Source organism: Kribbella sp. NPDC003505 (assembly GCF_040610875.1).
Classification (GTDB): Bacteria; Actinomycetota; Actinomycetes; order Propionibacteriales; family Kribbellaceae; genus Kribbella.
Map to the genome: position 1 here is coordinate 133,949 of NZ_JBEXNA010000007.1, position 18,899 is coordinate 152,847.

Consider the following 18,899-nt stretch of genomic DNA (forward strand, 5'->3'; position numbering starts at 1 on the left):
GGTTGACGGGTGTTGAATCCTGTTCCGTAGTGTGGGAAGCGGTTGTGTCCTTCGTTGTCATCGGGAGAGGATCGTCTTTGTGAACGATCAAAAACTGCGGGTCGGTGTCGTCGGACTGGGCTTCGCCGGACGGACGGCGCTGGAGGCGTTCTCCGAGCTGCCGGACGTCGAGGTGATCGCGCTGGCGGGTCTGGAGAAGGACGTCCTGACCAGCCTGGGCGAGAAGCACGGCGTACCGCATCTGTACGAGAAGTGGGAGGACCTGCTCGAGACCCCGGGCCTGGAAGCGGTCAGCATCGGTACGCCGACGCAGCTGCACGCCCCGATCGCCCTCAAGGCACTCGAGAAGGGTCTGCACGTCCTGTCCGAGAAGCCGCTGGCGCGGACGGTCGCCGAGGGCACCGCGATGGTCGAGGCCTCCAAGAAGGCCGGCCGGGTGCTGAAGGTCGTCTTCAACCACCGCGAGCGCGGTGACGTCGCGGCGCTCAAGCACCAGATCGACGAGGGCCAGCTCGGCCGGATCTACTACGCGAAGGCGCACTGGATGCGCCGCAACGGCATCCCGGGGATGGGCGGCTGGTTCACGAACCGGGAGCTGTCCGGCGGCGGTCCGCTGATCGACCTCGGGGTGCACATCCTCGACATGGCGCTGCACCTGATGGGCGAGCCGCAGGTGACCACGGTCTCCGCGGACACCTTCGCCGAGCTCGGCCCGCGCGGCAAGGGCAGCCGCGACCCGAACGCGAACACGCTCGGTTCGGCGTTCGAGGTGGAGGACCTGGCCACGGCGTACCTGCGCCTGAAGGGCGGCGGTGCGCTGCAGCTGGAGACCAGCTGGGCGACGTTCCGGGCGCCGGGCGACAACTTCGGCATCGAGCTGTTCGGTACCGACGGCGGCGCGAAGATCGAGGTGCAGAACTACACCAGCGACGACACGCTGCGGATCTTCACCGATGTCGGCGGTGTACCGGCCGAGGTGAAGCCGGCGACCGGCGCCGGGCTCGGGCACCGCGCGGTCGTCGCGGAGTTCGTCCGGATCGTCAAGAGCGGTGAGTGGGAAGGCCAGAACGGGTCCGAGGCGCTGCTGCGGACCGAGATCATCGACGCCTGCTACGCCTCGGCGAAGGCGGGACGAGAGGTTGTGCTCAATGACCAGGACAACTGACGGTCCGATCCGCGTCACCGTCTGGGGCGAAAACGTCCACGAGGGCCGCGACGAGACTGTGCGCAAGGTCTACCCGGACACCATGCACGAGACGATCGCGGCCGCGCTGCGGGACAAGCTCGGCCAGGAAGTAGTCGTCCGTACGGCGTGGCTGCAGCAGGACGAGCACGGCCTGACCGAGGAGGTGCTCGCCGACACCGACGTACTCACCTGGTGGGGTCACGCCGCGCACGGCGACGTCGACGACGCGGTCGTGGACCGGGTCCAGCAGCACGTGCTGTCCGGTATGGGCCTGATCGCGCTGCACTCGGCGCACTTCAGCAAGATCTTCATCAAGCTGATGGGCACGACCTGCTCGCTCGACTGGCGCGCCGAGAACGACCGTGAGCTGATCTGGACGGTCGCGGCCGGCCACCCGATCGCGCAAGGGATCCCGCACCCGCTGGTGATCGAGCGCGAGGAGATGTACGGCGAGCTGTTCGACATCCCGCAACCGGACGAGCTGGTCTTCGTCAGCTCGTTCTCCGGCGGCGAGGTGTTCCGCTCGGGCTGCTGCTACCGGCGCGGCCAGGGCCGGGTCTTCTACTTCCGCCCCGGCGACCAGGAGTACCCGACGTACCACCAGCCCGAGGTCCAGCAGATCATCGCCAACGCGGCGAGGTGGGCCGCTCCGACCAGCCCGCGGCAGCTCCCGACGGTTCACCACCGCAAGGACGTCGGCTGGTTCGACAAGGCCTGAGGCCCGTCTGGCAACGGCGCTGGATCACCGGACAGGACCTCGGTTCTCAGAGTCTCCGCTGCCAGGTCAGGTGGCCTTCGTCCATGGTGGCGTGGCCGTCGGCGCCGGCTGCGACGTTGGGGTCATGCGTGGCGATGATCACCGCGGCGCCGCGGCCGGCTTCCCGGCGGAGGAGGTCGAGCACTCGCTCACGGTTCGTGCCGTCGAGTTCGCTGGTGGACTCGTCGGCGAGGATGACACGGCCCTGCTGGGCGAGTCCGCGGGCGACGGCGACGCGTTGCTGCTCGCCGCCGGACAGTTCCTCGACCAGATGGTCGCCGCTGTCCTGCAGGCCGACGTCGGCCAGTGCCTGCTCGACGTGACGGTCGACCGCTTCCGGTTCGGTGCGCTTGGCGAGGAGCGGCAGCGAGAGGTTCTCCCGGGCGGTCAGGACCCGGGCCAGACCGTTGCCCTGCGGGATCAGTACGACGCCGTGCGCCGCGGCCGCGGGCCGGTCGGCGATGGTCAGGCCGTCGACCTCGACGTGGCCGGACTTCGCCCGGACCGCGCCGGCGATGGCCCACAGCAGCGAGCTCTTGCCGGCGCCGGACGGCCCGCTGACCGCGAGGACGAAACCGGGCGGCACGTGCAGCGAGACGTCCGCGACGGCGACCAGTTCGTCGTAGGCGACGGTGAGGTTGGAGACCGTGATCACGACTGACCTTCTTGCTGTCCATGTTGCTGTACGGGGCTCAGGCGAACGTCGCCGTCCTCGGTGGTGGTGACGCGGAGCAGGGTTCCGGGGGCCAGCAGTTCGGCGACGTGCGGCGGCAGCGGCAGCGATCCGTCGGTGGCGACGACCGCGAACTCCTCGCCGCTGCGCCCCTCGGACGCGATCCGGCCGTCGCGGATGGTGACAGTCCTGGGCAGCACCGCGGCGACCTCGGGGTCGTGGGTGACCAGCAGCACCGTCATACCGGTGCTCTCGTTGACGGTCGAGATCGCGGCGAGCACCTCGTCCCGGGCCCGGTGGTCGAGTTGGCTCGTGGGCTCGTCGGCCAGCAGCAGGCCGGGGAACGTGGCGATCCCGACCGCCACCGCGCAGAGCTGGATCTGCCCGGGCGTCAGCGACGTCAGCGGCGTCCGGGCGTGGTCGGCCAGGCCGACCAGGTCGAGGACCTCCTCCGGCGCCGGGAGGGACTGGTCGCGCGCCGCGGCACGCTGTGCGTAGCGGACGTTGTCGACGGGGGACAGGTAGGGGATCAGATTGCGCCCGGCTCCCTGCAGCACGATGCCGACGTCACGCGCGCGCATCCGGTTGAGCTCCGGCTCGGTCATCGTCGTCAGGTTGTGCTCGCCGATCTGCAGGCGACCGGCGCTCGGCGTCAGCAGACCGCCGCACAGTTGCAGCAGCGTGGACTTGCCGGCGCCGGACGGGCCGAGCAGCCCGACGAACTCACCGGGACGCACCGTGATGCCGATGCCCGACAAGGCCGCGACGTCGTGGCCCTGGCTGCGGTAGATGTGCACCAGCCCGCTCGTGCTGATCGCCAGGCCGCTCACGACAGCTCCTCCCGGATCCGGACGTAACCCGCGCGCCGGTTCACGCCGGTGCCCAGGACCAACGTGGTCGCCGTCAGCACGACGGTGCCGGCCAGCCAGAGGATCACCGCACCGGACCAGTTGATCGCCAGGTCGAGCGGGATCGGCGACGGTTCGGACGTCTCCGCGAACAGCGGGAACATCGGCAGCGCGATATGGGCGCCGACGATGCCGCAGGCCGACCCGAGCAGCGCTGCGAGCGCGACCGGCCCGGTCTGTTCCCAGCGTGCCGCCCCTCCGGTCGTCGACGCCGGTACGCCGTTGATCCGCAGGCTCGCGTAGTCCTGCGCCCGGGATCGCCAGGAGCTGACGCCCATCAGCAGCAGCACGATGACCGCGAGCGCCCAGCTGGCGAGCCCGACGACCGGGGTGAGCTGGAGCGCGAGGGCGCTGGCGGAGCGCCCGTACCCCTCGATCCGGTCGGACCGGCGATCGACGAGGGTCGAGGTCAGCCCGGCCGCGGTCAGCCCGTCGACGACCTTGCCGAGGTTCGCGAGCCCGTCGGCGTTCAGCCAGAGCTCGAGATCGGTCGAGGTGTCGTCGACGTTCCCGCCGAGCCGGCGGACGGTCTCCAGGTCCATCACGGCGGCGCGCTCGGTGTGCCGCGGCATCGGTGTCCGCAGGCCGTCCACCTTGGTGACGGGGATCGACAGCCCGTCGAGGCCGGGCACGGTCTGGACCTCGCTGACGGAGAAGTCCCCACTCACCAGCGCCGGGACGGGCGTGGGGATCGCGGCGTGCTGGAGGGTCAGGTCGCTCCCGAGGCTGGTCACCTCGAGCGTCAGTCCGTTCGGCCGGCTCTTCGCCGCGATGTGGCTCTGGTCGTCGTCCCCTGCCTGCGGACCGCTCGTCCAGTCCTGGGCGCTGCCCAGCGGGATCGACGGCTGGGTGTCGGTCGCCAGTTGGCTGATCGCGATCTCGCCCTTGGCGCCCACGGGGTCACCCACCTCGCGGGCGACCCCGAGCCGGATCAGTTGGCAGGACGGCCGGCAGTCCATCGGCGTACTCAGCTGGACCGGGCCGCTGCGGCCCAGCGGTATCGGCGGGAAACGGACCAGATAGCGCGCCCCTCTGCGCTGGTTGACCACCGTCGCCTGCAGGATCACGGACCTGGCCCGGCCCTCGGGGGCGAGCTCCTCGCCGTCACTGGTGGGCGGTGCGTACGACGCCGTCGTGCCGACGTCAGCGGTCACCTTCAGTTGGTCGCCGACGACCTTGATCGGCTGCGGCTCCGCGGGCGCCCGGAGATTGCCGAACCCCTCGGTCTCGGCGAGCCGGTCGCCGCGGAAGGCGATCCGCCGGTAGCTGTCCGGCTCGATCAGCACGGCGCGCAGGCTCTCGGCGGCGGGCGCCTGGGTGAGCACGACCGGCGTCAGCCATCGCCGGTCGGGATCGACCTTGTCGATCGCCGCGGTGAAGTCGATGAGGTTGATGGTGTCGATCGCGAGGACCGCCTCGGCACCGGTCTCGTAGCCGGCCCTGGTGTCCCGGTTCCGACCGGCCACCGAAGCCGCCTGGCCGGCGAACGACACCAGGCCCGTCGCGACGGCGACCACGGCGACGAGCCGTGTCACGGCTGGACGCCGGGCCACCTGCAGAGCGCCGAGCGCGAGACCGAGACGTCCGTTGCGCAGCGCCCGGCGGCTCACCAGCCCGGCGGCCGGGAGCAGCAGATGGGCGAAGGCCAGGCCGGCGGCCAGCGCGAGCAGCGTCGGGGTCAGGATCGGCAACGGACCCCGTCCGCCGCTGGTCAGTCCGGTCACCAGTCCGGCCGATGCGACGACGATGACGATCAGATCGATCAGACCGATGGTCCGGTGGCTTCCGCGCGGCGCGATCCGCCGGAGCAGGCTGGAGATCGGCCGGCGTACGACCGTACGAACCGACAGCGCGACAACCGCCAGCCCTGCCAGAGCCGCGAGACCGACCGCTGCCGGAACCGTCCACGGCACTTCCAGGGGCGGTACTCCGGCCAACCAGGCTGCTCGTACGGCGAGGAGCATCGCGAAACCGGCGGCCGCGCCGAGCACCGTACCGAGCAGCACGGGCACGCTCAGCTCGACGGCCAGCGCCCGGCCGATCGACCCTGCCCCCGACCCGCGGAGTCGCGAGACGGCCAGTTCGGGGCGGCGCTGGTCGACCACCGTGGCCAGCGCGAGCGCCAGGACGACCACCCCGAACAGAGCCACCTGCACCATCACCAGCGGGATGATCGTCGTGGCCTGGCGCCGCTCCGCCTGGATGCCGTCGATGACGTCGATCAGTCCTGAGCTGTTCTGCGCGTCGATGCCGCGTTCGGCGATCTGTGCTTCGAGCTGATCGGTCACCTGACGGATCCGAGCCAGGTCGTCGACTCGCACGCTTCCCGGCTGCGGGCGGGTGTCCAGCGTCGAGTAGGCGCCCCAAGGCCCCGCGGAGAGGGTGTCCCGCTCGGTGAGCAGGAAGTCGCCGAGCGGGGGCTGCGAGTCGCTGGCCTGCCGCGAGTTCCCGATCGGTCTCCGGCCGAACCAGTAGACGGCCTCGGCGTCCGCCTGGTAGATCCCGACCACGCGGAGCGGGATGCGCGCGGGGTTGCCGGCGGTCTGCGCCTTGATCGTCGCCCCGACCGCCAGGCCGAAGTTCTTCGCGTCCGCTGCCGACGCGGCAACCTCACCGGGGCTGCGGGGACACCGGCCGGCTGTCAGTTCGAGTTGGGCGCAGTAACCGTCCCGCCAGACCACCCGGCCCTGGACGGTCGGCCTGTCGTCGCCGAGGCCCCAGATCACGGCTGCCGCCCGCCCGTGCACCGGCGGGGTGAACAGGTGCTTCAGGTCGGCAGGGACGAGTTGATCGAGGTCCTCCGGCGGAGTCGATTCGGCCGAACCGCCGACGGTCGTCTTCGGGACCGTCTTGACTTGCCAGGCCGCGGAGTTCCACTGGCGCGCCAGGGTCTCGGTCGTGACGGTCTGTTCGACCGCGCGCGCGAACCAGGGCGCGAACGCCGCGCAGGTGCCGATCAACAGGCTGACCCCGGCCAGGACCATCGCCTGGGACCACCGGTACCGCAGAGCCTGCCGCAGGAACATCTTTGGCCACCCCCCAGCCGCCAGGTCACGCCTGTCGGTGACCAAGGACCGAACATACGGAACGAGAGGGGCAGCGTCAGGACGCCGGCTGACAACGATGCCCAGTTGTTGCCCGCCGCGCGCGGAGCGAGGCTGGGATACAGCTTGGCCGATGGGCCGGATAGGGTCCGTGCATGGCTGATGTTGCGGGGATCTTCAAGGCTTACGACGTCCGGGGGGTCGTGCCGGAGCAGTTGGACGAGTCGGTGGCCCGGGCGACCGGCGCGGCGTTCGTCGAGGTCCTGGACGTGCTCGCGGGTCCCGGTGCGGTGGTGATCGGGTACGACATGCGCCCGTCCAGCCCGGCGCTCGCGGCCGCGTTCGCGGAGGGCGTGGCGAGCACCGGGGCGGACGTCATCGACATCGGCCTGGCGTCCACCGACCAGTTGTACTTCGCGTCCGGCCGGCTCGACCTGCCCGGCGCGATGTTCACCGCCAGCCACAACCCGGCGCAGTACAACGGCATCAAGATGTGCCGTGCGGGCGCCGCCCCGGTCGGCTCCGACTCCGGTCTGCGCGACATCGCCGACCTGGTCGCGAAGGCCCTGACCGAGAACCCGGCGGCCGGGTCCGCCACGGGGCACATCACCCGCAAGGACCTGCTCACGGCGTACGCCGACCACCTGCACGACCTGGTCGACCTGAGCGGTATCCGTCCGCTCACCGTGGTCGTCGACGCCGGCAACGGCATGGGCGGCCACACCGTCCCGGCGGTGTTCGCCGACGGCCCGGTGACGATCGTCCCGCTGTACTTCGAGCTCGACGGCAGCTTCCCGAACCACGAGGCCAACCCGCTCGACCCGAAGAACCTGGTCGACCTGCAGGCCAAGGTCCGCGAGACCGGGGCCGACCTCGGCCTTGCCTTCGACGGCGACGCCGACCGCTGCTTCGTGGTGGACGAGCAGGGCGAGCCGATCTCGCCGAGCGCGATCACCGGCGCGGTCGCCGTCCGTGAGCTCGCCAAGCACCCGGGCGCGACCATCCTGCACAACCTGATCACCTCCAAGGCGGTCCCGGAGCTGATCGCCGAGCACGGCGGCGTCCCGGTCCGCACCCGGGTCGGGCACTCCAACATCAAGCAGAAGATGGCCGAGACCGACGCGGTGTTCGGTGGTGAGCACTCCGCGCACTACTACTTCCGCGACTTCTGGCGCGCCGACACCGGCATGCTGGCCGCGCTGCACGTCCTGGCCGCGCTGGGTGAGCAGGACAAGCCGGCCAGCGAACTGTTCGCCGACTACGAGCGGTATGTGGCGTCCGGCGAGATCAACAACACGGTCGCCGACCAGGCGGCGACCGTCGCGGCGATCGAGGACACCTATTCTGGCGTCGACGGCGTGACGGTCGACCATCTGGACGGCTTGACGGTGTCGGCGGGACAGTGGTGGTTCAACGTCCGTGCGTCGAACACGGAGCCGTTGCTGCGGCTGAACGTCGAGGCCGCGGACCGGGCCGAGATGGAACGCGTCCGTGACGAAGTACTGGCCCTGATCACCGGCGCATCGGTGGAGGAGAACTGAATGGCAGTCAATCTGGACCCGGACCTGCTGAGCATCCTGGTCTGCCCGAAGTGCCGCTCGGAGTTCCGGGTGGACGACGAGGCGAACGAGCTGATCTGCACCAACGCCGCCTGCGCGCTGGCGTACCCGGTGCGTGACGACATCCCGGTGCTGCTGATCGACGAGGCCCGGGACACCCGCGCGGAGTCCGGATCCGCGAGCAGCTGATGAGCGTTTTCGACGACACCCGGCTGGACGACCCGGCGGTGCTCGAGGCCTCGGACCACCTGCTGCGCCGCCTGGCGATGGCCGGTGCCCGGATCCGCGCCGAGCTGGAAGCGTCCGAGGACGTGCTGACCAAGCTGGAGTCCGACGGCTTCCGGCCGCGGGCCGTGGTGGCCGCGGGCCGGGACGCCCGCCTGGTCCGCGCCGTGCTGGAGCCGGTCTGCCCGGTTCCGTTCCTCGCCTGGCCCGGTCCCGGGCTGCCCGGCTGGGCCGGCCCGCTGGACCTGGTGATCGTCCTCGGCGGCGCCGCCGAGGACACGGACGCGGTGTCGGCCGCCGGTGAGGCGGTACGGCGTGGTTGCGGGCTGATGGTCGCCGCGCCGGAGGACTCGCCGGTGGCGATCGCCTCGGCCGGTCTCCGGCACGCGATCCGGCTGCCGTCGCAGTCGGACGACCAGCTCGCTGCGGCCGTCGCCGTGCTTCAGGCGCTGCACCAGATGGACCTGGGCCCGGAGGTCGACCACAAGGCCGTGGCGGCATTGCTGGACGACGTGGCGATCGAGTGCTCGCCCAACAACGACGTGGCGGCCAACCCGGCGAAGGAACTCGCTCTCGTGCTGGCGGATGCGTTGCCGCTGGTCTGGGGTGGCTCTGTCCTGGCAGCGCGTGCTGCCCGCCGTGTGGTCGAGGCGCTCCGGCTGGCCAGTGGACGGCCGGCGCTGGCCGCGGACGCCGGCCATCTGCTGCCGGTGCTCAACCAGCCGCCGCGGGACCTGTTCGCCGACCCGTTCGACAAGCCGGAGGAGCTGCGGCCCGCGCTGATCATCCTGGACGACGGTGTCGACGAGGCCGGCATCGCCGAGCACCGCAGCAAGCTCGAGTCCAAGGCAGAGGCGCACGACGTCCGGGTGCACACGATCAGGCAGGCCAGCGGCACGGATGTCGCCCGGTACGCCGCTTTGACCCAGCAGGGTCGCTACGCCGCGGCGTATCTCGGCATCGGCCTCGGCCGGTACGGTATGGCGACCGTGGACGACCCGGTCGAGCCAGGCAACCCCTCGGAGGATCCGGCGTGGTAGTCCCGCTGCAGAACACCATCCGCGACTACGCGTGGGGTTCGCCGACCGCACTGCCGCAGTTGCTCGGCGTACAGCCGACCGGCGAGCCGCAGGCCGAGCTGTGGATGGGTGCGCACGAGTCCGCCCCGTCGGTTCTGCCGAACGGCGACACCTTGTACGACGCGGTGTCCGCCGACCCGGCCGCGGTGCTGGGGGAGGAGACGGCCGAGCGGTTCGACGGCCGGTTCCCGTTCCTCGCGAAGCTGCTCGCGGCGGCGCAGCCGTTGTCGATCCAGGCGCACCCGTCCCGGGACCAGGCGATCGACGGGTACCAGCGGGACGAGGCCGCCGCGATTCCCCGGGACGCCGCTGACCGCAACTACAAGGACGCCTGGCCGAAGCCGGAGATCCTGATCGCGCTGGAGCCGTTCGACGCGCTGGTGGGTTTCCGGCCGCTGGAGGCGACCGTCGCGCTGCTCGACGCGCTGGCTCCGGCCGGGTTCGAGGAGCTCACGGACCTGCTCCGCAACGGCAAGCTCCAGGACGCGTTCAGCGGTTTCATGAGCACCGACCGGGACGCGATCCGCCCGCTGGTCGCGGCCCTCGGCGAGGCCGTCGCGCAGTACCCGGGCGACGCGTTCCCCTTGGAGCGCGAGACGCTGGCGAAGCTGTGCGCGGACTTCCCGGACGACCCCGGTGTGCTCGCGGCCCTGTTGCTGAACCGGGTGCGCCTGCAGCGGTTCGACGCCGTGTATCTCCCGGCCGGGAACGTGCACGCCTACCTGCGGGGCCTCGGCTTCGAGGTGATGGCGAACTCCGACAACGTGCTGCGCGGCGGGCTGACGAGCAAGTACGTCGACGTACCGGAGCTCGTCTCGGTGGTGGACTTCGAGCCGCTGGCCGACCCGGTGCTGACCGCAACCGCGGACGGGATCTACGAGACAGGGTGTGAGTACTTCGCGATTCACCGGGTGGACCTGTCGTCGGGCGAGCGCACGGTCGACGGTGTCGGGCCGCGGATCGTCTGCTGTGTGGACGGCTCTGTCGATGCTGCCGGCAAGGAATCCGTTGTGACGTTGTCCGCTGGTCAGTCGGCGTTCCTCGCCGGACCCGAAGGACCCTGTACCCTGCGTGGTTCCGGCACGGCATTCGTCGTCGCCGCACGCTAACTGTGCATTTTCTTTCTGGAGGGCCTGAACAACCATGGCTGGTGGCGGGAACAAGGCCGTTGTCGCGGCTTTGCTGGCGAACACCGGGATCGCGGTCACCAAGTTCGCCGCCTGGGGGCTGACCCAGTCGGCCTCGATGCTGGCCGAGGCGATCCACTCGCTCGCCGACGCGGGCAACCAGGTGCTGTTGCTGGTCGGTGGCCGGCGGGCCAAGCGCGAGGCCGACGAGCTGCACCAGTTCGGGTTCGGCCGGGAGCGGTACGTCTACTCGTTCATCGTGTCGATCGTGCTGTTCAGCGTGGGTGGTCTGTTCGCGCTGTACGAGGGCTACCACAAGGTGCACGACCCGCACGGGATCGACAACTGGAAGTGGGTCCCGGTCGCGGTGCTGGTGGTCGCGATCGTGATGGAGAGCCTGTCGTTCCGGACCGCGATCATCGAGGCGAACAAGCTCCGCGGACACGTGTCCTGGGTGAAGTTCGTCCGGAACGCGCGCGCCCCGGAGTTGCCGGTCATCCTGCTCGAGGACTTCGCGGCGCTCACCGGTCTGGTGCTGGCGCTGATCGGCGTCGTACTGACGCTTGCCACCGGCAACGGTGTGTTCGACGGCCTCGGGTCGATGGCGATCGGCGCGCTGCTGGTCTGCGTCGCGATCTTCCTCGCGATCGAGATGAAGTCGCTGCTGCTCGGCGAGTCCGCGACCCGCGAGTCCCAGTCCCGGATCGTCGCCGCGATCGAGAACACCCCGGGTGTCCAGCGCCTGATCCACATCAAGACCCTGCACCTCGGCCCCGAGGAGGTCCTGGTCGCCGCGAAGCTCGGCGTCGAGCCGACCGCCGACGCGGCCGTCGTCGCGGAGACCATCGACGCCGCCGAGCGAGCCATCCGCGCCGCCGAGCCGATGAGTCAGCACATCTACCTCGAGCCCGACATCTTCCACGAGCACCACGTCCCCGACGAGCGCCCCGCCGTCCCCGAGGCCCCGTCCCACTAGGGCATGTCTGGGGTCAACCCCTCACCTTGCGGGTTGGCACTGCGCATGCCGGTAGGCGAACCGTCCATCGCGGGGGTCGACCCCTCAGATGGACATCACCGTGGCTTGGGTGGCAGTACGCCGGAGCGGCCGAGCCAGCGCAGGGCGCGCTCGCGGTCGATCTCGGCCTGCGTCGGCGGCGCGGTGAGCCGGCCGGTGCGGTAGCCGAGGTTGCGGATGTCCGCGGCCACGGACGGCTCGGCGAGCGCCCGCAGCGCGAAGGCGAGCGCCGCCGGCGTCACGTCGTACCGGCGTTCGAGGTCGAGCGCCAGCCGGACGGCGGCGAGGTCGCGGTCGTCGTACTGGCGCTGTGAGGTGTGCTCGGAGCGAGAGCGCGGCAGCAGCCCCAGTGCCTCCCGGTAGCGGAGCATGCGCGGAGTGGTACCCAGTTGGCGAGCGGCCTCGGTGATGCGCATAGCATCAATCCTGACATTTCGGTGTCAAAAATGCGCCTGGAGCGATCAAACCGCGTGCCTCGGCCCTCTAGGCTCGGGCAGGTAGTAATCACAGTCTTCAGCAGGGGAGCGGCATGACCTTCGACTACAAGGTGGCGGATCTCGGCCTGGCCGAGTTCGGGCGCAAGGAGATCCGGCTGGCCGAGCACGAGATGCCTGGCCTGATGGCGATGCGCGAGCAGTACGGCGAGAGCAAGCCGCTGGCCGGCGCGCGGATCATGGGCTCGCTGCACATGACGATCCAGACCGCCGTGCTGATCGAGACGCTGACGGCGCTCGGGGCCGAGGTGCGCTGGGTGTCGTGCAACATCTTCTCCACCCAGGACCACGCGGCGGCCGCGGTCGTCGTCGGCCCGGACGGGACGGCCGAGAACCCCGCCGGTGTGCCGGTGTTCGCCTGGAAGGGCGAGACGCTGGAGGAGTACTGGTGGTGCACTGAGCAGGCGCTGACCTGGCCGGGCACTGACGGCCCGAACATGATCCTCGACGACGGCGGCGACGCCACGATGCTCGTCCACAAGGGCACCGAGTTCGAGAAGGCGGGCGCCGTGCCGGACCCGTCGACCGCCGACTCCGAGGAGTACGGCGTCGTCCTGAGCCTGCTGACCCGGACGCTGGCGGAGTCGCCGACGAAGTGGACGACCATCGGTCAAGGCATCAAGGGTGTCACCGAGGAGACCACCACCGGCGTGCACCGGCTGTACGAGATGCACAAGGCCGGCGCGCTGCTGTTCCCGGCGATCAACGTCAACGACTCGGTCACCAAGTCGAAGTTCGACAACAAGTACGGCTGCCGGCACTCGCTGATCGACGGCATCAACCGCGCCACCGACGTCCTGATCGGCGGCAAGGTCGCGGTCGTCTGCGGGTACGGCGACGTCGGCAAGGGCTGCGCCGAGTCGTTGCGCGGTCAGGGCGCGCGGGTGATCGTCACCGAGATCGACCCGATCTGCGCGCTGCAGGCCGCGATGGACGGCTACCAGGTCTCGACCGTGGACGACGTGGTCGGGATCGCCGACATCTTCGTCACCACGACCGGCAACAAGGACGTCATCACCGCCGACCACATGGCGGCGATGAAGCACCAGGCGATCGTCGGCAACATCGGCCACTTCGACAACGAGATCGACATGGCCGGGCTGTACAAGGTGCCGGGGATCGAGCGGGTCAACATCAAGCCGCAGGTCGACGAGTTCCGGTTCCCGGACGGCCACACGATCATCGTGCTGTCCGAGGGCCGACTGCTGAACCTCGGCAATGCCACCGGGCACCCGTCGTTCGTGATGTCGAACTCGTTCACCAACCAGGTGCTCGCGCAGATCGAGCTGTTCGTGAAGACCGCCGACTACCCGACCGAGGTGTACGTGCTGCCGAAGCACCTCGACGAGATGGTCGCCCGGCTGCACCTCGACTCGCTCGGGGTGAAGCTGACCGAGCTGACCAAGGAGCAGGCGGCCTACCTCGGCGTACCGGTCGAGGGACCGTACAAGGCCGAGGCCTACCGCTACTGAGGTTCTTTGAACACCCCCGCGCACGTCATTGCGCGGGGGTGTTCTCTGACCAAGTTCGTTCGAAGTGCCGCATGAGTGCCGGATAGACGATCGCGTAGCGGAACGGCTTGATGAAGGCCATGTACGCCTTGCCGAAGGTGCCGCGGGGTTTGACGTAGACGGTCATCTGCGCGCGGTAGCGGCCGTTTCCCTGGTCGACCCAGGCCAGGTGCATCACGCCGTACATGGTCCGGTTGGAGATTTCCTCGGCGAGTTCGGTGCCGGTGCGGTACAGCGGCCGGAACGGCTTGTCGGTGACCAGCGATGCCGGGGACTTGTCGCGGAGGTCGTCGGGAACCCGGACGAGCAGTGATGCTTCGCCCGTGCCGGGAACCGGCGGCCAGGCGCCGGCGGCGTCCGCGGAGGTCGAGATGCGCCCGAGCCCGAACGCGCGTCCGAGCACGTCGCGAAGGCCCCACAGTAAGCGCACCGGCAGCGGCGCGGCCCCCGGAAAGTCGAGGGATTGCTGCAGATCGACGACGGCTGGAAAGTCGTCCGCGCCGCCCTCGATGGGAAGCGCCCAGACGTCCTCGACGTCGAAGTCGGGCACGATGTCGTCGATGATCCAGTCCTGGGTCTTCAGTACGTCGTCGGGGAGTCTCATCTGTCGTGCGTTCCTTTCGCGCAGAGGGCGCGGATCGGGCGGATCAGCGGGCGGTAGAACGGCCGGATCAGCCGTCCCGGGATGCGGCCGTGGCGCTCCTCCTGCCAGACCCGAGCCCGGGGATGGCCCTCGATCAGCCGGCCGATGATGCCCCGATCGAGGCGGTGCTCCGGGAAGGTGGAACACACCTCGACCTGGCACAGGTGCTTGATGTTCATGTAGCCGTACTGGGCGGGGCTGACCAGGCGGATCGGTGCGCCGTGGTCGCCTCCGAGCGGGCTTCCGTTCACCCGGTCCGCGAGCAGGACGTCGTCCGCCAGCGCGTCCTGCAGCTCGACCACGGAGCTGACGCCGTCCAGACCTTCGAACGCCAGGTGGCTGACGCGGATCTCCGCGTCGAGCGCCGGCTCGACGAAGGCGCGAAAGAAGTCGGCGAACCGCACCCCTTCCCACCGCAGGCCGGTCGCCGTCCAGCCGGAGACGCAGTGGAAGTCGGCGACGAGCTTGCGCCGTTGCAGTGTGCCGAGCTCCGGCAGCCGCACCTCCGAGAGCTTGCGAACGACACCGCTGATCGCGATCACCGGATCGTCCGGCACCGCGGGCGGCGGCCGGTGCAGATGGGTGCCGAAGCGCGGGAACCCCTCGACGCGGCGTTGTCCTGGCGGAAGTGGCGACATGGTTGGTCCTCCTTCACCGACCGACGGTCGGTCACCGACTTGCGGTCAGTATTTTATGCTTGCCTGGTGACTGTCAAGAAGCTGCGGGAGCGGCAGGCGGAGGCAACCCGGGAGTTGCTGGTCGGGATCGCGCGCGAGCGGTTCGTCGAGCAGGGCTACAAGGCAACCGCGATGGACGACATCGTCCAGCGAGCCGGTCTCGCGAAGGGGGCTCTCTACCACCACTTCAGCGGCAAGGACGCGCTGTTCAAGGCGGTCTACGACGTGGTGCTGGAGGAGACCGCCGGGGCGGTGATGACCGCGGCCCTCGCCGAGGAGGATCCGTGGGGCGCGGTGCGAGCGGGCCTGTCCGCGTTCCTCGACGCCTGCTTGCAGCCGGCGTTCCGGCGGATCGTGATCATCGACAGTGTGACCGTGCTGGCCGCCGGCGCGTGGGAACGCGGCGCGGAAGGCGTCGAGCTGCCGATGCTGCGGACCGTGCTGACGCCGCTGGTGGACAGCGGCGCGTTGCCCGGCGTCACACTCGACTCGCTGGCGCACCTCGCACTGGGCGGTCTCTACGGCTCAGCCCTCTACATCGCCCGGGCCGCCGACCACGAGGCCGCCCGCGCGGAGGCCGACGTGGTGCTGGACGTCGTCCTGCGCGGCGTACGGGCGGCGACCAGCTGATCCGGCGACCTCGTGTTGGTCAGCGGATCGCTGTGAAGAGGTGTTTGCCGGCGACCTGCCCGAGGACAGCCACCTCGGTGAAGCCGGCCTCGCGGAATGGCCAAGGGATGCGCGAGCTCTTTCAGCTCCGCCGGGTCCAGCCAGTGCGGAGCTGCCGTCGCTGGACGTACTTGGTGGGTGGACGTCCGAGATGCCGGGTTGGCGACCGAGATTCCGGGCGCACACCCCCAAGGTCAGACGCCCACCCACCAGATCCGGACCCGCCGGCTGGCCGCTTCAGGGTTGGGAGATCCGGGCATGCGAGTGGACAAGGCCGGGGGGACAACGCCGGATCGCGTCAGTGCCGGCGGTGGTCAGGACCAGTGGCCGGCTTCGTTGCTACCGGGGGCGGCCCAGCCTTCGGCGTTGACGGTCGCTGGGCGCGACTCGTGCGGCGGTACGGGCGGCGCGAACAGGCCGGGCGGAGCAGCAGCCGGCGGGAGAGGGCCGTACGGGTCGGGCGGCGCGAACGGCCCGGTCGGCACGGCGTACGACGGCGCCGCGGCCGGTCCATTCGCCGAAACCGGACCACCTGGTCCGTGCGACGGGGCGGGCGGGCCTGCTGTGGACGGCAGTGCGGGAGCGCCTGCCGCATGCTGCGGAGTGAGGGGACCTGGGATGTACGGCGAGCTGGGCGGGATGTACGGCGACCCAGTTGCGCCGTACGGCGAAGGGGCGAAGAGGCCTGTGTGGGTCGGGCGTTGGGAGGCTAGGCGGTTGAGTTCTCGGCGGCGGCGTTCGGCCAGGACTGCGGACAGGTAGGCGGGGGCGATGACCTGGGTCGGCGGCGCCGGTGCGATGACTGCGGCTACGCGGGCGGCCAGTGCCTCGCCGAGTGCGTACTGCGGGCCGGGGAGGAGCTCGGTGAAGCGGGCCAGGTAGTCCCGGGCCGCGTTCGCCAGCTCGTCGGACAGCCGCGACAGCTCCAGCGACTGCGCCCACTGGACCAGATGACCGGGCACGAACAGCGGCGGCGACGCCATCGGCTGGTTGCGCTCGCGGATGACCACCGTCCCGGAGACCATGTCCCCGATCCGCTTGCCCTGCTTGTTCATCAGGCTCGCGACGATCCCGGGACAGGCCGCGAACCACGGCGCGAAGTCGACGAAGAACCACATCAGCGTCCGCACCAGCGCGTGCCGGAACCGGATCGAGCTCCCGTCGTCGCGCACCACCTTCAGCCCGAGCACCATCTTGCCGAGTGTCCGCCCGCGGGTCAGCGTCTCCATCACGACCCGGTAGCCGACCACCACGAGCAGCACGACGACGAAGATCAGCGCACCCGCCAGCGCCTCACTGACCTCGCTCCCGAACAGGAAGCCGGCCAGGAGCGCGATCAGCACGGTCAGCACGATGCCTTGCAGCAGCATGTCGATCGCACACGCCAGCGCCCGCGTGGGCATCCGGGCGATCCGCACCTGGAGGACGACTGCTTCGCCGGTGACCAGCTGGGACACTCTGCCGCCCCCCTCCTGCGTAGACACTGGGTCCGGTTAGTCTGCCACCAGTCGGGTGGAGGAGGTGTGGCGGTGGACGTAGAAGCGTTTGTCTCGGTGCACCAGCCGCAGTGGGACCGCTTGGCGTACCTGACTCGTCGCCAGCGCCGCCTGTCCGGTGCGGAAGCCGAAGAGCTCGTGGTCCTCTACCAGCGGGTCGGCACGCACCTCGCCGCGCTGCGAGCGGCCGGGGCGGATCCGGTGTCGATCGGCCGGCTCTCCGGTCTGATCGCCGACGCGCGCGGCGCCGTGACCGGCGTCCAGGCACCTGTCTGGCGCGACATCTCGAAGTACTTCCTGGTCAGCTTCCCCGCCGCGCTGTACGCCTCCAGACGCTGGTGGATCACCATCGGCCTGCTCTTCTACCTGGTCGCCGCCTGGGCCGCCTGGCGGGTCCTGGCGCACCCGGAGGTGATCGACTCGATCGCCACACCGGACCAGATCAAGCAGCTCGTCGAGCATGACTTCGAGGCGTACTACTCGGAGAACCCGGCACAGGACTTCGCCCTGCGCGTCTGGATCAACAACGCGACCATCAGCGCCGCTGTCCTCGCGCTCGGCATCCTGCTGATCCCGTCCGTCTTCGTGCTGTGGGACAACGCGCTCAACCTGGGCCTGAGCGCCGGACTGATGATCGGCCACGACCGCGGCGGTCTGTTCTTCAGCCTGATCGCGCCGCACGGCCTGCTGGAGATCACGGCGGTGTTCGTCGCCGCCGCGGCCGGCCTACGGCTCGGCTGGGCCTGGGTCGTCCCAGGACCGCGCACACGCATGCAGGCTGTCGCGCAGACCGGCCGTGCCACCGTCGGTATGGCGATCGGCCTGGCCGCGGTGCTCCTCGTCACCGGCCTGATCGAGGCCTTCGTCACGCCGTTCCTGCCCGGGCCGGTCCGGGTCACCATCGGCATCGTCGCCGAGCTGGCGTTCATCACGTACGTCTGGACGCTGGGTCGCCGCGCGTACCGTCAGGGTGAGTACGGCGACATCGACGAGTCGGACCGCGAGGCCACCGCACCCGTATCCGCCTGACTGTTTCCGCACTGGGCACTTCTCAGGTGTGACTACTACCGCCCAGGAAGTCCGATACAGCCAGCCGTACCGGTACGCGGTGACGGTCGGTCTGGTGGCGTACGGCGTCGTACACCTGCTGATCGCCTGGATCGCCTTGCAGCTCGCTTTCGGCAAGTCGTCGCAGGAGGCTTCACAGCAAGGGGCCCTGCGGGAACTTGCCGACAAGCCGCTCGGTGGCGTGCTGTTGTGGGTTGTCGCGATCGGCCTGTTCGCCCTAGCCGTCTGGCAGGTCCTGCAGGTGATCTGGGGCCACCTGGAGACGCACAAGAAGCTGTCGTCGGTCGGACGCGCGATCGTCTACGTGGTGCTGGCCATCAGCGCGGTGAAGGTCGCGGTCGGCTCCGGCGGATCGGGAACCGGTCAGCAGCGCAGTGTCTCTGCCCGGCTGATGGAGCACGGCTGGGGACGTGCGGTGATCATCGCGGCCGGTGTCGCGATCCTCGCGATCGGTTGCTACCACGTCTACAAGGGGATCACGAAGAAGTTCACCGAGGACCTGGTGGGCGGCGTCTCGGACGTGACCATCCTGCTGGGCCGGATCGGGTACGGCGCGAAGGGCCTCGCGTACGCCGTGGTCGGCGTCCTGTTCGGCTGGGCGGCGATCGCCTACGACCCGCAGAAGGCCGGAGGCCTCGACACCGCGCTGCACACGATCAAGGAACAACCGGCCGGCTCGGTCCTGCTGGCCGTCCTGGCAGCCGGCATCGCAGCCTTCGGCGCCTACTGCTTCAGCTGGTCCCGCAACGCGCGCCGCTGAGGTCGTCG

General features: G+C 70.0%; 18 protein-coding genes. 11 read left to right on the top strand and 7 right to left on the bottom strand.

The features are described from left to right. Positions 1-79: 79 nt before the first annotated feature. A complete protein-coding gene (locus ABZX12_RS24585) occupies positions 80-1,165 on the top strand; it encodes a Gfo/Idh/MocA family oxidoreductase (RefSeq protein ID WP_355696640.1) in 1,086 nt (361 codons plus the stop codon). After that, positions 1,149-1,904 carry a ThuA domain-containing protein gene (locus tag ABZX12_RS24590; protein WP_355696642.1) on the top strand — a complete coding sequence of 252 codons (756 nt, stop codon included), beginning with the start codon at positions 1,149-1,151 and terminating at the stop codon, positions 1,902-1,904. The genes ABZX12_RS24585 and ABZX12_RS24590 overlap by 17 nt, the downstream gene beginning before the upstream one ends. 46 nt (positions 1,905-1,950) lie before the next feature. On the opposite strand, the gene ABZX12_RS24595 is transcribed toward ABZX12_RS24590, so the two are convergent. Genes ABZX12_RS24595 through ABZX12_RS24605 form a run of 3 tightly spaced genes read right to left on the bottom strand, consistent with a single transcriptional unit; the run spans position 1,951 to position 6,550 of the window. Then, positions 1,951-2,598: an ATP-binding cassette domain-containing protein gene (locus ABZX12_RS24595; protein WP_355696644.1), complete on the bottom strand. Its 648-nt coding sequence runs from the start codon at positions 2,596-2,598 to the stop codon at positions 1,951-1,953. Next, a complete protein-coding gene (locus ABZX12_RS24600) occupies positions 2,595-3,446 on the bottom strand; it encodes an ATP-binding cassette domain-containing protein (protein WP_355696646.1) in 852 nt (283 codons plus the stop codon). Before ABZX12_RS24600 ends, ABZX12_RS24595 begins: the two co-directional genes overlap by 4 nt. Then, positions 3,443-6,550 carry an FtsX-like permease family protein gene (locus ABZX12_RS24605; protein WP_355696648.1) on the bottom strand — a complete coding sequence of 1,036 codons (3,108 nt, stop codon included), beginning with the start codon at positions 6,548-6,550 and terminating at the stop codon, positions 3,443-3,445. Before ABZX12_RS24605 ends, ABZX12_RS24600 begins: the two co-directional genes overlap by 4 nt. Before the next feature lie 173 nt (positions 6,551-6,723). Between ABZX12_RS24605 and ABZX12_RS24610 the strand changes: the two genes are divergently transcribed. From ABZX12_RS24610 to ABZX12_RS24630, 5 genes are read left to right on the top strand one after another with little or no spacing between them, the layout of a single operon-like run. Then, positions 6,724-8,109, top strand: coding sequence for a phosphomannomutase/phosphoglucomutase (locus ABZX12_RS24610; protein ID WP_355696650.1), 1,386 nt, complete (start codon positions 6,724-6,726; stop codon positions 8,107-8,109). Next, positions 8,110-8,316 carry a Trm112 family protein gene (locus ABZX12_RS24615; protein WP_355696652.1) on the top strand — a complete coding sequence of 69 codons (207 nt, stop codon included), beginning with the start codon at positions 8,110-8,112 and terminating at the stop codon, positions 8,314-8,316. Further along, positions 8,316-9,392 (top strand): SIS domain-containing protein, encoded by a 1,077-nt coding sequence (locus ABZX12_RS24620; RefSeq protein WP_355696654.1) that lies wholly within the window; start codon positions 8,316-8,318, stop codon positions 9,390-9,392. Before ABZX12_RS24615 ends, ABZX12_RS24620 begins: the two co-directional genes overlap by 1 nt. Next, positions 9,386-10,540 carry a mannose-6-phosphate isomerase, class I gene (gene manA, locus ABZX12_RS24625; protein ID WP_355696656.1) on the top strand — a complete coding sequence of 385 codons (1,155 nt, stop codon included), beginning with the start codon at positions 9,386-9,388 and terminating at the stop codon, positions 10,538-10,540. Before ABZX12_RS24620 ends, manA begins: the two co-directional genes overlap by 7 nt. 34 nt (positions 10,541-10,574) lie before the next feature. After that, positions 10,575-11,534 carry a cation diffusion facilitator family transporter gene (locus ABZX12_RS24630; RefSeq protein WP_355696658.1) on the top strand — a complete coding sequence of 320 codons (960 nt, stop codon included), beginning with the start codon at positions 10,575-10,577 and terminating at the stop codon, positions 11,532-11,534. 95 nt (positions 11,535-11,629) lie between these two features. On the opposite strand, the gene ABZX12_RS24635 is transcribed toward ABZX12_RS24630, so the two are convergent. Continuing rightward, on the bottom strand, positions 11,630-11,989 hold the full coding sequence (locus ABZX12_RS24635) for a MerR family transcriptional regulator (RefSeq protein WP_355473402.1): 360 nt from the start codon (positions 11,987-11,989) through the stop codon (positions 11,630-11,632). Positions 11,990-12,102: 113 nt separating this feature from the next. Here ABZX12_RS24635 and ahcY point away from each other — a divergent pair, with 113 nt between their 5' ends. Then, positions 12,103-13,539 carry an adenosylhomocysteinase gene (gene ahcY / locus ABZX12_RS24640; protein WP_355696660.1) on the top strand — a complete coding sequence of 479 codons (1,437 nt, stop codon included), beginning with the start codon at positions 12,103-12,105 and terminating at the stop codon, positions 13,537-13,539. 25 nt (positions 13,540-13,564) lie between these two features. Here ahcY and ABZX12_RS24645 read toward each other — a convergent pair whose 3' ends face one another. Both ABZX12_RS24645 and ABZX12_RS24650 read right to left on the bottom strand, forming a co-directional pair. After that, positions 13,565-14,182, bottom strand: a complete 618-nt coding sequence (locus ABZX12_RS24645; RefSeq protein WP_355696661.1) for a DUF2867 domain-containing protein — start codon at positions 14,180-14,182, stop codon at positions 13,565-13,567. Then, positions 14,179-14,859 (bottom strand): molybdopterin-dependent oxidoreductase, encoded by a 681-nt coding sequence (locus ABZX12_RS24650; RefSeq protein WP_355696663.1) that lies wholly within the window; start codon positions 14,857-14,859, stop codon positions 14,179-14,181. The genes ABZX12_RS24645 and ABZX12_RS24650 overlap by 4 nt, the downstream gene beginning before the upstream one ends. Positions 14,860-14,925: 66 nt before the next feature. Here ABZX12_RS24650 and ABZX12_RS24655 point away from each other — a divergent pair, with 66 nt between their 5' ends. Then, positions 14,926-15,528 (top strand): TetR/AcrR family transcriptional regulator, encoded by a 603-nt coding sequence (locus ABZX12_RS24655; protein WP_355696665.1) that lies wholly within the window; start codon positions 14,926-14,928, stop codon positions 15,526-15,528. 353 nt (positions 15,529-15,881) lie between these two features. On the opposite strand, the gene ABZX12_RS24660 is transcribed toward ABZX12_RS24655, so the two are convergent. Beyond that, positions 15,882-17,024 carry an RDD family protein gene (locus tag ABZX12_RS24660; protein WP_355696667.1) on the bottom strand — a complete coding sequence of 381 codons (1,143 nt, stop codon included), beginning with the start codon at positions 17,022-17,024 and terminating at the stop codon, positions 15,882-15,884. Between the two features lie 72 nt (positions 17,025-17,096). Between ABZX12_RS24660 and ABZX12_RS24665 the strand changes: the two genes are divergently transcribed. Together ABZX12_RS24665 and ABZX12_RS24670 are read left to right on the top strand one after the other, a co-directional pair. Then, the gene (locus tag ABZX12_RS24665; RefSeq protein WP_355696669.1) at positions 17,097-18,092 is read left to right on the top strand and encodes a stage II sporulation protein M; all 996 of its coding nucleotides are present in this window, start codon (positions 17,097-17,099) and stop codon (positions 18,090-18,092) included. 28 nt (positions 18,093-18,120) lie between these two features. Beyond that, positions 18,121-18,891, top strand: coding sequence for a DUF1206 domain-containing protein (locus ABZX12_RS24670; RefSeq protein WP_355696671.1), 771 nt, complete (start codon positions 18,121-18,123; stop codon positions 18,889-18,891). The last annotated feature ends 8 nt before the right edge of the window (positions 18,892-18,899 follow it).